The 12229-nt window shown below is 64.6% G+C and carries 12 protein-coding genes; 8 read left to right on the plus strand and 4 right to left on the minus strand.

All coding sequences use genetic code 11. The features are described from left to right. Positions 1-12: 12 nt before the first annotated feature. A complete protein-coding gene (locus tag BXE_RS27945) occupies positions 13-1545 on the minus strand; it encodes a carbohydrate porin (RefSeq protein ID WP_040124823.1) in 1533 nt (510 codons plus the stop codon). A gap of 339 nt (positions 1546-1884) precedes the next feature. Between BXE_RS27945 and BXE_RS27950 the strand changes: the two genes are divergently transcribed. The 8 genes from BXE_RS27950 (at position 1885) to hutC (BXE_RS27985) (ending at position 9790) form a co-directional block, all read left to right on the plus strand. Continuing rightward, a complete protein-coding gene (locus BXE_RS27950; protein ID WP_040124821.1) occupies positions 1885-2568 on the plus strand; it encodes a hypothetical protein in 684 nt (227 codons plus the stop codon). Between the two features lie 180 nt (positions 2569-2748). Beyond that, positions 2749-3585: an arylamine N-acetyltransferase family protein gene (locus BXE_RS27955; RefSeq protein WP_011491484.1), complete on the plus strand. Its 837-nt coding sequence runs from the start codon at positions 2749-2751 to the stop codon at positions 3583-3585. Positions 3586-3933: 348 nt separating this feature from the next. Continuing rightward, positions 3934-4794, plus strand: a complete 861-nt coding sequence (locus tag BXE_RS27960; RefSeq protein ID WP_040124819.1) for a transporter substrate-binding domain-containing protein — start codon at positions 3934-3936, stop codon at positions 4792-4794. A 136-nt stretch (positions 4795-4930) separates the two neighbouring features. Then, positions 4931-5653: an ABC transporter permease gene (locus tag BXE_RS27965; protein ID WP_011491486.1), complete on the plus strand. Its 723-nt coding sequence runs from the start codon at positions 4931-4933 to the stop codon at positions 5651-5653. Between the two features lie 14 nt (positions 5654-5667). Next, positions 5668-6423, plus strand: a complete 756-nt coding sequence (locus BXE_RS27970) for an ABC transporter permease (protein ID WP_011491487.1) — start codon at positions 5668-5670, stop codon at positions 6421-6423. Between the two features lie 34 nt (positions 6424-6457). Continuing rightward, positions 6458-7249, plus strand: coding sequence for an ABC transporter ATP-binding protein (locus BXE_RS27975; protein WP_011491488.1), 792 nt, complete (start codon positions 6458-6460; stop codon positions 7247-7249). A 38-nt stretch (positions 7250-7287) separates the two neighbouring features. Beyond that, positions 7288-8937 carry an HAL/PAL/TAL family ammonia-lyase gene (hutH, locus tag BXE_RS27980; protein WP_011491489.1) on the plus strand — a complete coding sequence of 550 codons (1650 nt, stop codon included), beginning with the start codon at positions 7288-7290 and terminating at the stop codon, positions 8935-8937. A 124-nt stretch (positions 8938-9061) separates the two neighbouring features. After that, positions 9062-9790, plus strand: a complete 729-nt coding sequence (gene hutC / locus BXE_RS27985; protein ID WP_007176878.1) for a histidine utilization repressor — start codon at positions 9062-9064, stop codon at positions 9788-9790. A gap of 24 nt (positions 9791-9814) precedes the next feature. On the opposite strand, the gene hutC (BXE_RS27990) is transcribed toward hutC (BXE_RS27985), so the two are convergent. Genes hutC (BXE_RS27990) through BXE_RS28000 form a run of 3 tightly spaced genes read right to left on the minus strand, consistent with a single transcriptional unit; the run spans position 9815 to position 12222 of the window. Then, positions 9815-10618: a histidine utilization repressor gene (gene hutC, locus BXE_RS27990; RefSeq protein WP_011491491.1), complete on the minus strand. Its 804-nt coding sequence runs from the start codon at positions 10616-10618 to the stop codon at positions 9815-9817. A 52-nt stretch (positions 10619-10670) separates the two neighbouring features. Continuing rightward, positions 10671-11540 (minus strand): amino acid ABC transporter ATP-binding protein, encoded by an 870-nt coding sequence (locus tag BXE_RS27995; RefSeq protein WP_011491492.1) that lies wholly within the window; start codon positions 11538-11540, stop codon positions 10671-10673. A 19-nt stretch (positions 11541-11559) separates the two neighbouring features. Beyond that, positions 11560-12222, minus strand: coding sequence for an amino acid ABC transporter permease (locus BXE_RS28000; protein ID WP_011491493.1), 663 nt, complete (start codon positions 12220-12222; stop codon positions 11560-11562). Positions 12223-12229 lie beyond the last annotated feature (7 nt).

Genomic DNA, 12229 nt, shown 5'->3' on the forward strand with positions numbered 1-12229 from the left:
GCGCGAGCGTCATCAGAAATTGATGTTGGTCCGCAGGCCGATGACGAACGTGTTGCGCAGCGGCTGCGTCGGATCGTTCGGGTTCTGGCCGGCGCCGGCGTTGAACGTGTATTGCGCGTCGGCTTGCAGTTGCCACCACGGATTGACCTGATACTGATAGGTCGCCTCGAGCGTGGTTTCACTGGTGCGCACGCCGTATGGGCCGTTGCTGAATGCGCGGCTATCCAGATCGAGGCCGTTCACGTGGTTGCCGACCTTGATGTAGGTGAGCGCGAGACCCACGCTGTCGTTGTCGCGGCCGGCGAACGGCGCTTTCATCACCACGCCGAGGTTGGCGGCGAGGCTCACCAGGTTGCGGTCGCCGGGCGCGCCCATCACGCGCGCGAATACGCCGATGCTGCGCGGTTCGTCCGGGTCCGGACGCCAGATCATCTGGTCGGCCACCGCGTAGAAGCTGTAGTCGCCGTGATGATTCTGGGCGATGCCGCTGGTGGCCGGATTGGCGAGCGATAGGCCCGTGTTGTCGTAGCGTTGATCCGCGAAGCTGCCGTTGTTGTACCAGACACCGAGCTTGTAGGTGCCGGGCAAACCGCCGCCGCCCGCGCCGACCATTTCGCCGTCGGCCGGCTGGTTGATCGCGTACTGCAATTCGCCGATGAACAGTGTGCCGTTGTGCAGGTTGAAGTTGGTGCCGCTCTTGTTGTCCGGGTTGTTGCCGAGCGGATCGCCGTCGAATACGCCGGCCAGCGCGGTCAATGAAGGCGTGATCTGGCCGCGCACGCGCACGCCGAGGTCGGACAGCGGATAGGCCGGGCCGCCGGACGGCATGTCATACGAGGGCAGGGCGGGCCAGCCGAACATGGTGTTGACGAACAGCGCCGAATACGTGCTGGTGATGAATTCCTGGTCGATACTTTGCTGACCGATCTTCACGTCGATGCGCTTGTTCAGGAACGACTGCTGGTACCACAATTCCCACAGGCGGGTGGTGTCGTCCGCTTCGATGCCGCTCGCCGTGTTCAGCGTGCCGAGCTTGTTGGCGCTGAGATTGGCGCCGTGGATCTGCAAGGCGCTGACGTTGAACAGGCCTCCCGGCAGACCGAATGCCTTTTGCGTGTCCAGTTGCACGGTGCCGGTGGTCAAGCCGTCGTAGTCGGCGCCATGCGCGAGACCGCCGCGCAGGTTGGCGAGCACTTCGCTGGTTTCGGTGAGCGTGAAGGTCACGCCGTATTTGCCGAGCCAGGGGCGCAGGCCGCCAATGTCGCCGAGCATCTGCTGTCGGTTCCAGAAGCCGGTCCACTGGTTCGTCTGGGTCGCCTGAATCTTCAGGTCGGCCTCGGGCGCTTCCGGTGTGGCGTCGGGATTGGCTTCGGCCATCGCCGCGCCGGCTGTCAGCGAAGCCCACGCGAACGCCGTGCAAAGCGCGGCGCGCCGCATGGAGGGCAGGCAGGCTAGCCGCGAACGGCGCGCCGCACTGGCACGCGGCACGGAATCGCGAAACGGACGCGCTTCCATGCGGGGTCCGTTGAAATGGGCGAACTTCATCGAAATCCTTATTGGTGTTGTATCGACTGATTTGAATCATCGCGGCGCGTCGCCGCGTGCCCGCACGATTTTGCCGCTTCGGCTCGCGACACCAACTGCAGCAGATGGCGAGATCGTACGCACGCGTAATGGGCGCGTCAACACAAATGAGAACGATTCGCATCAATATTACTGACATATAACGTTGCTCTTTACGTACTGCTACTAAAGGCTATTTGCGCGTAATTTGCGGTGAATGTGATCGTAATGAAATCGTATGGCTGTGGTCGTATCGAACGCGTGGCGGGGTGGGGTGTCGAACCCGCACACCTACCCGTAACGCCCATTCAGGAGATAGATATGAACAAACGCATGGTGTTGATTTCGTTGCTGGCGAGCGGCGGTTTGCTGGTGAGCGGCGTTTCGAATGCGCAGCTGAATCTCAAGCAGTTCGGCATAGGCGGCGGTGACAGTTCGGCGGGCGCCGGGGCGACGGCGTCGTCGGGCGGCGTGTCGCAGTTGTTGCAGACCTATGTGGGCGCGAACCAGCAGGTACTCAGCGGACAGTCGAGTCTCGCCTCCGCGATGGGGATGAGCAGCGCGGCGGGGCAGGCGCAACAGGCGGCGGGTTTGCTGAGCGGCGGCACGCCTTCGGTGAGTCAGTTGACCCAGGTCGGCAGCACGCAGCAGTCGCTATCGCAAACGCTGACCCAGGCCTTCGCGAGCCGGGCGAGCGGCACGGCATCGGCCACGCCGATCAATAAGGAGGCTTTTACTGACGGGCTGTCTTCGCTGGGTAAGGGCGTGAGCCAGTACTCGAGCCTGCAGTCGGGGCTCGGCAGTATCGGCCAGATGAGTCCGTCGTCGCTGTTGCAGGCGGGCATGAATCCGCAGACGGCGCAGAGCGCCTCGTACATCGCACAATCTGCGCCGGGCCAGTTGCAATCGTTGATGTCGACGCTGAGCTCGGCCGTGCAGTTCGCGTCGAGCCACGGCATCAGCGTGCCGTCCATTGCAACCTCGGCGTTAAAGGGCGGGCAGTAACACACGGCTTTGGAGATGAGCGCCGCCCTTGCACGGGTGGCGCCGGCCGGTGCTACGAAAGCAGGTAAGGACCGCGGCAGCGAGCCGGCCGCAAAAGCGGCTATGATCGATTCCCGAAACCGCACGGTCGCACGGAACGGAACCGCGTGCGGCGCCCAACACCATACCGGAACCCTGCCGATGTCTCACACAGTGAATCTGGAAAACTACTTCGCCCGCATAGGCTACGACGGTCCGCGCGCGGCAACGCTCGAAGTGCTTCACACGCTTCACCGCCTGCACCCGCGCGCGATCCCGTTCGAGAACCTGAACCCGTTCACGCGGCGTCCTGTGAAACTGGATCTCGACGCAGTGGAACGCAAACTCGTCACCGGGCGCCGCGGCGGCTACTGTTTCGAACAGAACGCGCTATTCGCCGACGTGCTGCTCCAGTTGGGCTTCGCGGTCACGCCATTGCTCGGGCGCGTGCTCTGGGGCCGCGAATCGGACGCGGTTCCGCCGCGCACGCATATGGTGTTGCGCATCGACCTGAACGACGAAGCCTGGATCGCCGACGTCGGCTTCGGCAGCGTGACGCTGACCGCGCCGCTGCGGCTGACCGCGGGCCTCGCGCAGCCCACCGAACTCGGCACGTTCCGTCTTGCCGATGCATCGCGCGACGCACTCTTTCTGGAAGTGCAGGCGCGTGACGAAAGCTGGGCGCGGGTCTACCGCTTCGATCTGCATCCGGTCGAGTGGATCGATTACGAAACCTCGAACTGGTACACGTCGACCTCGCCGGAAGCGATTTTTGCGAGCACCCTGATTGTGTGCCGCGTGTTGCCCGAAGCGCGGCTCGCGTTGCTCAACGATCAACTGAGCGAGCGCGCCGCGGACGGCCGGCTCATCAGCGAGCGGCAACTTCGCAGCGCCGCTGAACTTGCCGCGTGTCTGCGCGATCAGTTCGGCTTGAACACCGGCGAGTTCGACATCGCCGAGATATTCGAACGCGTGCGCACGCCGGTCACAACCGCGTAGCAACGAACGGTCATGGTCGCGCGCCTCATCTTCCAGGCAGTGGTCTGGCTGGTGGGCCGTATCGGGAGGCTGACGCCGCTCACGCGCCGGCTCATCACGCATCAACCTGTCTAGACAAAACAAGCTGCACTGGCCCATGCGACTACGCATGCCCATCACGCTGCACGCTTTGAAAACTCCCCGCTAACCCGCGTCGCACGGCATCGTCTAGGGGCTTACCCGATGATGCCGTCAATTTCCCACAAATTTTCTTGCGGCGACTTTTTGACTCATGCAGACTTGTCTATACAAATTAGGCAGCGATTAGACATTCAGTTCGACAGTTTCCTCAATCAAAGGAGTTTGGACGTGAAAGTGAAGCGCACGACGGCAGCAAAAGCATTGATCGGCGCCGTCATCGGCGCCGCGGCGATTTTCGCGGCACCGGTGCAGGCCAAAGACTGGAAGACGGTGACGATCGCGCTCGAAGGCGGCTACGCCCCGTGGAATCTGACCTTGCCGGGCGGCAAGCTGGGCGGCTTCGAACCTGAACTGGTCGCCAACCTGTGCGAGCGCATCAAGCTGCAATGCAACCTCGTGGCGCAAGATTGGGACGGCATGATTCCCGGTCTGCAAGCCGGCAAATTCGATGTCCTGATGGATGCGATCTCGATCACGCCGGAGCGTGAAAAGATCATCGCCTTCTCGAAGCCGTACGCCGCCACGCCCGCCACGTTCGCCGTAGCCGATGCGAAGATTCTGCCCAAAGCCGCGCCGGGCGCGGGCGTCGTCAAGCTGACCGGCGATCCGAAGACCGACCAGCCGACGGTCGACGCTTTGCGCAAGCAGTTGAAGGGCAAGACCATCGGCATTCAATCGGGCACCGTCTACACCAAATTCATCAATGACGGCTTCAAGGACATTGCCACGATTCGCGTCTACAAGACCTCGCCCGAGCGCGATCTGGATCTGGCCAACGGCCGCATCGACGCTTCGTTCGACGACGTGACGTACTACGCCGCCAACATCGACAAGAAAGAAACCGCGTCGATCGTGATGGCCGGCCCGAAGATCGGCGGCCCGATCTGGGGTCCGGGCGAAGGTCTGGCATTCCGCAAGCAGGACGCCGATCTGAAAGCGAAGTTCGACACCGCGATCAACGCCGCGCTCGCCGACGGCACCGTCAAGAAGCTCTCCAACAAGTGGTTCAAGACCGACGTCACGCCTTGATTGAGCGGGCGCCCGCGGGCCGCTCGCTTCGCGCGCGCGGCAAAACCTGCGGGCAGCCCGGCGTTTTCCTGAGCGTGTCGGAGGATGCGGCGCGCGCCGGCCGGTTCGATCCGCCGTCATGGATGAGAGGTAGAAAATGGCTCTGATACAGATGCTCGGCTTCGGGCCGGAAGGCTGGGGCGGCGTGTTGCTGCTCGCGGCGTTGATGACGGTCGCGCTCACGCTCGCGGCGCTCGCGGTCGGCGCCGTGTTCGGCGCGCTGGTGGCGGCGGCCAAGCTGTCGCGCTTGCGTACGTTGCGCGTGATCGGCGATATCTACACCACGGTGTTTCGTGGCGTGCCTGAACTGCTCGTCATCTATCTGTTCTATTTCGGTGGCTCGACGCTCGTCACGAACGTCGGCCAGTGGTTCGGCGCGGAAGGTTTCGTCGGCGTGCCGCCGTTCGTGATCGGCGCGCTGGCCGTGGGCATGATTTCGGGCGCCTATCAGGCCGAGGTGTACCGCTCGGCGGTGCTGGCGGTGTCGCGCGGCGAACTCGAAGCCGCGCGCGCGATCGGCATGCCGACGCTGACGATGGCGCGCCGCATCCTGATTCCGCAAGTGCTGCGGTTCGCGTTGCCCGGCATCGGCAATGTCTGGCAACTGAGCCTGAAGGACTCGGCGCTGATCTCCGTGACGGGGCTCGCCGAATTGCTGCGCACGAGCCAGGTGGCGGCGGGCTCCACGCATCAATACTTCACGTTCTTCGTGGTGGGCGGCGCGCTTTATCTGCTCATGACCAGCATCTCGAACCGCGTCTTCAATCGCGCCGAAGCGCGCGTGGGCCGGTCCTTCAAGCGCAACTTCGCGCGTAACTGACGAGGGCGCCCACCATGCATTTCGACTTCGACTTCCTGTTCGACACGCTCAAGCAACTGCTCGCGGCCGTGCCGACCACGCTCGGCCTGTTCTTCTGCTCGCTGATTCTCGGCGGCCTGCTCTCGCTCGTGATCGTCACGATGCGTGTGTCGCCGCACTGGCTGCCGAACCGCTTCGCGCGCGCTTATATCCTCGTGTTTCGCGGCTCGCCGCTGCTGATCCAGATGTTCCTCGTCTACTACGGCATGGGTCAGTTCGGCGTGATCCGCGAGAGCTTCCTGTGGCCGGTGCTGCGCGAGCCTTATATGTGCGCGGTGTTGTCGCTCGCGCTATGCACGGCCGGCTATACCGCCGAGATCATTCGCGGCGGCTTGATGGCCGTGCCGGTCGGCCAGATCGAGGCCGGTTATTCGATCGGCCTGTCGGGTTTCGCGCTGCTGCGCCGCGTGATCGGTCCGATCGCGTTGCGCCAGTGCTTACCCGCGTATTCGACCGAAGCCGTGCTGCTCGTCAAATCCACCGCGCTCGCGAGTCTCGTCACCGTGTGGGAAGTGACCGGCGTCGCGCAGCAGATCATCCAGCAAACCTACCGCACGACGGAGGTTTTCATCTGCGCCGCGCTGATCTATCTGTTCCTGAATTTCGTGATCGTGCGCCTGCTGGGCCTGCTCGAAACGCGTCTGTCGCGCCACCTGCGCGCGGCACGCCCGCAGGCCGCGGCGAGCCGCCCGGTTTCCACCACCACCGAAGCACGTCGCGCCGCGCCCTAACGGCCGCCCATCCTGGATGAATCTGGAGACTCCCATGAACGCTACGGCACCCGTTGCACTGTCGGTCAAGAATATTCACAAATCGTTCGGCGATCACCACGTGCTCAAAGGCATTTCGCTCGACGCCCACCAGGGCGACGTGATCTCGATTCTCGGCGCGAGCGGTTCCGGCAAGAGCACCTTCCTGCGCTGTCTGAATCTGCTCGAAACGCCGGATGACGGCTCGGTCGCGCTGGCCGGCGAAGAGTTGAAAATGAAGCGCCGCGGCGACGGCAGGCTGCAACCGAGCGACCGCCGCCAGGTGGACCGGGTGCGCTCGCAACTCGGCATGGTGTTCCAGAACTTCAACCTCTGGTCGCATATGACGGTGCTGGAAAATCTGATCGAAGGGCCGATGCGCGTGCAGAAGCGCAGCCGCGCCGAGTCGGTGGAAGAAGCCGAGGCGCTGCTCGCGAAAGTCGGCCTTGCGGAAAAGCGCGGCCACTATCCGGCGCATCTGTCGGGTGGGCAGCAGCAGCGCGTGGCGATTGCGCGCGCGTTGGCAATGCATCCGAAAGTCATGCTGTTCGACGAACCGACCTCCGCGCTCGACCCCGAACTGGTGGGCGAAGTGCTGCGCGTGATGCGCTCGCTGGCCGAAGAGGGCCGCACCATGCTGGTCGTCACGCACGAGATGGGTTTCGCGCGCCACGTGTCCAATCGCGTGATGTTCCTGCATCAGGGGCAAGTGGAAGCCGACGGCACGCCCGACGAAGTATTCGTCGAAAGCAAGTCGGATCGCTTCCGGCAGTTCGTATCGAGCCATCAGGACCGCACCACCAACTGATCAGCATCACCAGGTAATTGACCAACCAGAGCACTGACATGGCCGTGATCCGTTCCAATCGTCCTCTCGACTGGGTTCAGGTGGCAGCGGTTGCCGCCGGCGAACCGCTCGAACTTTCCGCCGACGCCCGCGCGCGCGTCGCGACGGCGCGCGTGCTCGTCGAACAGATCGTCGAGCGCGGGATTCGCGCGTATGGCGTGAATACCGGCGTGGGCGCACTGTGCGACGTCATCGTTTCGCCGGGCGAACAGCGCACGTTGTCGCGCAACATTCTGATGAGCCACGCGGTCGGCGTCGGCGCGCCGCTCGGTGCTGCCGAAACGCGCGCGGTGATGGCGGCGGCCGTCAACAACTTCGCGCATGGACACTCGGGTATTCGCCTCGAAGTCGCGGACCAACTGGTGGCGCTGCTCAACGCGGATTGCCTGCCGGAAGTGCCGGCGTTCGGTTCAGTCGGTTATCTGAGCCATATGGCGCATATCGCGCTCGTCTGCATCGGCGAGGGCTATGCGCGCTTGCGCGGCGAGCGGCTCAAGGGACGCGACGCGCTGCAACGTATCGGCCTCGAACCGCTCATGCTCGAAGCCAAGGAGGGCTTGAGCCTGGTCAACGGCACGCCGTGCGTCACCGGCCTGGCCGCATTGGCGCTCGCGCGCGCCGAACGCCTGCTCGACTGGACCGATATGGTCGCCTCGATGAGCTTCGAGAATCTGCGCGGCCAGCTCGCGGCGTTCGACGAAGAATCGCTCGCCTTGCGGATCTCGCCTGGACTGAACCAGGTTGGCGAGCGGATGCGTACCGCGCTGGCCGGCAGCGGCATTCTCGCGGCGGTGATCGGCCATCGCACGCAGGACCCGCTGAGCATGCGGACCATTCCGCACGTGCACGGCGCCGCGCGCGACGTGCTCGCCGCGACCGCCGACGTGGTCAATCGCGAACTCGCGTCGATTACCGATAACCCGATCGTCGCCGGTACGCCGGAAGAGCCGCGCGTGTATTCGCAGGCGCACGCGGTGGGCGCCTCGATCGCGCTGGCGATGGACAGTCTCGCCACCGCGATCGCGCAAGTCGCGGCGATGGCCGAGCGGCGCCTCGATCGCCTCGTCAATCCGCTGGTCAGCGGCCTGCCGGCGTTTCTCGCCGAGCCGGGCGGCACCTGCTCGGGCTTCATGATCGCGCAGTACACGGCCGCCTCGCTGGTCGCGCAGAACCGGCGTCTTGCGCTGCCCGCGAGCCTCGACGGCGGCATCACTTCGGGCTTGCAGGAAGACCACCTGTGCCACGCCACGCCCGCCGCGCTGAAGGCGCTGGAAATCATCGACAACGCCGGGCGCATCGTCGCGATCGAATTGCTGGCGGCCGCGCAAGCCTACGACCTGCAAAGTATCGACGCACCGCGCGCGCCGCACACGGAAGCCCTCTGGCAGCGCGTGCGCCGCGTCGTACCGACCTACCGCGACGACCGGCCGCTCGCCGACGACATGAGCATCGCCTTTCGCATGATCGCCGACGAAGCGCCGCCGCCGTTGCCGAACCCTGGTAACATTGGCCCCCGGCCGGCCACGTCCGCCGACGGCCCGAATCTGGCGACGCCCGCCACGGTCACGGGTCTGGCGGCCGCGGGCCACGTCCGCGCTGCCGCGAGTATCGCCGTCAACGACGGGCAGGCCGCCGCGCACATGGCATGATCGAAACAGTGCCGGTGAGCGGGCTACCCGCCGGCGAGCCGGCCGGGCTGTACCAGCCAGGTACAACCCGCGTACCACCCACGAGGTCGGAGTGAACACAACTACAAACGCGCCGAGCGCGGAGATGCAGGGCCGCCCTGATCGCAAACAGGAGACACCTGTGAAAGCGATGCCTGCCTACGAGCAGATCAAACGCTACGTGATCAGGCGCATCAGCGAAGGGGACTGGAAACCGGGTGGCCTGATCCCGTCAGAGGCGGAACTGGTCAAGGAATTCGGCGTCGCGCGCATGACGGTGTCGCGCGCGCTGCGCGAACTGACCACCGAACGCGTGCTCACGCGCGTGCAAGGCTCCGGCACGTTCGTCGCGCCGCAGCGCTACGAATCGACGGTGCTGGAAATCCGCAACATCGCCGACGAAATCGCCGCACGCGGCCACCGCCATTCGGCGCGTGTGCTGACGCTCGAACCGAGCGACGACCCGCACGCGCTCGAAGCGCTCGGTCTCGCCAGCGGGCCGGCGTTTCACTCGTGCATCGTGCACGGCGAGGAGGGCGAGCCGATCCAGTACGAGGACCGCTACGTCAACCCGAAGGTGTTTCCCGATTATCTGCAACAGGACTTCACGATCGAAACGCCGAATCACTACATGGTGCGGCTCGCGCCGATCCAGCGCGCGGAATTCCGTATCTACGCGCAGAAGCCGGACGCATACGTGCGCCGGCATCTGATGATGGATATCGGCGAGCCGTGCCTGCAACTCTGGCGTCGCACATGGGTGGGTGACGACGTGGCGACGTCGGTGCAACTGTGGCATCCGGCGTCGCGTTTTCATCTGGCGGGGAACGTCTAGCGCGCTTTAACACGAAGCGCGCTTTCAACCCTGGCGTTGCGACAGATCCGGCGAGAAGCGGCAGCCTAGCCGGTAGCGCGAGCCGGGGTGCACGAAACGCGCGAACGTGACCGTCACACCGCTCGTCCACGTGCGGCGCATCAGCGTAAGGCACGGCTCCTCGGCGCGCATTTCGAGCAATTCGGCCTCGGCACGCGTAGGCAGGCCGGCGTCGACCACGTGTTCCACGTCGTGCGCGGGCACGATCTCGAACAGATACTCCGACGGCCTGATCGCCGAGAAATCCTGCAGCAGAAAATCCGGCGCAATCGCCGGATTCACATAGCGATCTTCCAGCTGCACCGGCAAGCCATTCTCGCGATGTACGCAGATCACATGAAACACCGAAGCGCCCGGCGCAAGCCCTAACGCGTTCGACACGATCACCGAAGCTGTTTCGCGCTGCAACAGCACCGTGTCGCAGCGATATTCATGGCCGCGTGACCGGATCTCGTCGCCGATATGGGCGATCATCAGCAGCGTCGATTGCGGCTTGGTCTGCGCGACGAAGGTGCCGACCCCGGAGACGCGCGTCACGAGCCCTTCTTCAGCGAGCTCGCGCAGCGCGCGATTGACCGTCATGCGCGACACGCCGAGCGTCGCGACCAGATCGAGCTCGGACGGCAGGCGGTCGCCCGCGTGGCGCTCGCCCGATTCGATGATGTGCCGGATATGGCTCTTGACCTGTTCGTAGCGCGCGGCCGGCGCGTCGGTCGCGGCGCGCGCAGCCTTCATCGCCGCGGCGGAAAGCGGCTTGTCATGAGCCCGGCTGCGAACGGTGGAGGACATCGGCGGCCCTTGCGTCAGTGTCCGCGTGAGGCAGGCGGAAAGCGGCGCGCGCTCATAGCGGCTGCGCGTCGTCGGGGCCGCGTGTCCAGAACGCGTTGCGGTCGAAGTAGTTCTGCAGGAACTGCCGCAAGCGCGGCTGGCCGGCGTCGTGAAAGACATCGCGCGGTTTGCCTTGCACGGCAATACGGCCCTGGTCGATGAACATCACTTTATCCGCGACCTGCGCGGCGAAGCCCATTTCATGCGTGACGACGGCCATCGTCATGCCGTCGCGCGCGAGCTGTTTCATCACTTGCAGCACTTCGCCGACCAGTTCCGGGTCGAGCGCCGAGGTCGGCTCGTCGAACAGCATGATGTGCGGCTCCATTGCGAGTGCCCGCGCAATCGCCACACGCTGCTGCTGGCCGCCCGAGAGCCTGGCCGGATACGCGTCGCCCTTGTGCGCGAGGCCCACCGTTTCGAGCATCGCGTTGGCGCGGCGGCGCGCTTCGTCGCGCGACAGATGCCGCACGCGCAGCAGCGATTCCATTACGTTGCCGAGCGCCGTCATGTGCGGCCACAGATTGAACTGCTGAAACACCATGCCGACGTTGCGCCGCACGCGGTTGATGTCGCTTTGCGAGGCGCGCACGCGCTTGCCGTTGCGCTCGCTATAGCCGAGCAGTTCGCCTTCGATACGCACGTCGCCCTGATCGTAGGTTTCGAGCGCGGCGAGGCAGCGCAGCAGCGTGCTTTTGCCCGAACCGGACGGGCCGATGATGCACACCACCTCCGAGCGCGCGATCTCGAGATCGACGCCGCGCAGCACTTCGACTTCGCCGAAGCGTTTGCGCAGGTCGCGCACTTCGATCAACGGCGCACCGGACGACGATTCGACATTGGCAGTGGACGCGGAGGAGGGCATGTCGGCGATGATGGTCATAAGAGAGTCCCGGTTCCGTTCACGCCATGAAGCGCGCGATGCGGGCTTCGGCCCACATGCCCGCGCGCGAAGTCAGTTCGACCAGCGCGAGGTAGCACACGCACAGCACGAGCAGCGTTTCGACGAAGGCAAAGGTTGCCGAGCCGATGCCGGTGAGCACGAACGTGAGTTCGGGCACGGTGACGATGGACAATACGGCCGTTTCCTTGCTCAGCACGATGATCAGATTGGTCAGCGCGGGCACGATCAGCACGAGCATTTGCGGCACCTGAATACGCAGCACCGCCTGCCAGCGCGTGAGGCCGAGACACGACGCCGCTTCGAGATGGCCGGGCGGCACCGATTGAAAGCCGGAGCGGAACGCTTCGGCGAAATACGCGCTGCCGTACAGGCCCAAACCGAGCACACCGGCGGTCATCGGTTCGAGCGTGAGGCCGAAAGACGGCCCGCCGTAATACAGCAAAAAGAGTTGCACGAGAAACGGCGTGCCGCGAAACAGTTCGATATATACGCGCAAGATGCCGCGCACCCAGCGGCCGCAGAAGAGTTGCAGCACCGCAATCAGAAAGCCGATCAGCATGCCGATCGCCACGCCCGCAGCCCAGGTGCCGAGCGTCGTGGCGAGGCCCGCCGCGATCGGCTGAAGATTGTGCGTGATGACGGTGGGATCGAGCTTTTGCATGGCGTGG

This window comes from Paraburkholderia xenovorans LB400, assembly GCF_000013645.1.
GTDB classification, from domain to species: Bacteria; Pseudomonadota; Gammaproteobacteria; order Burkholderiales; family Burkholderiaceae; genus Paraburkholderia; species Paraburkholderia xenovorans.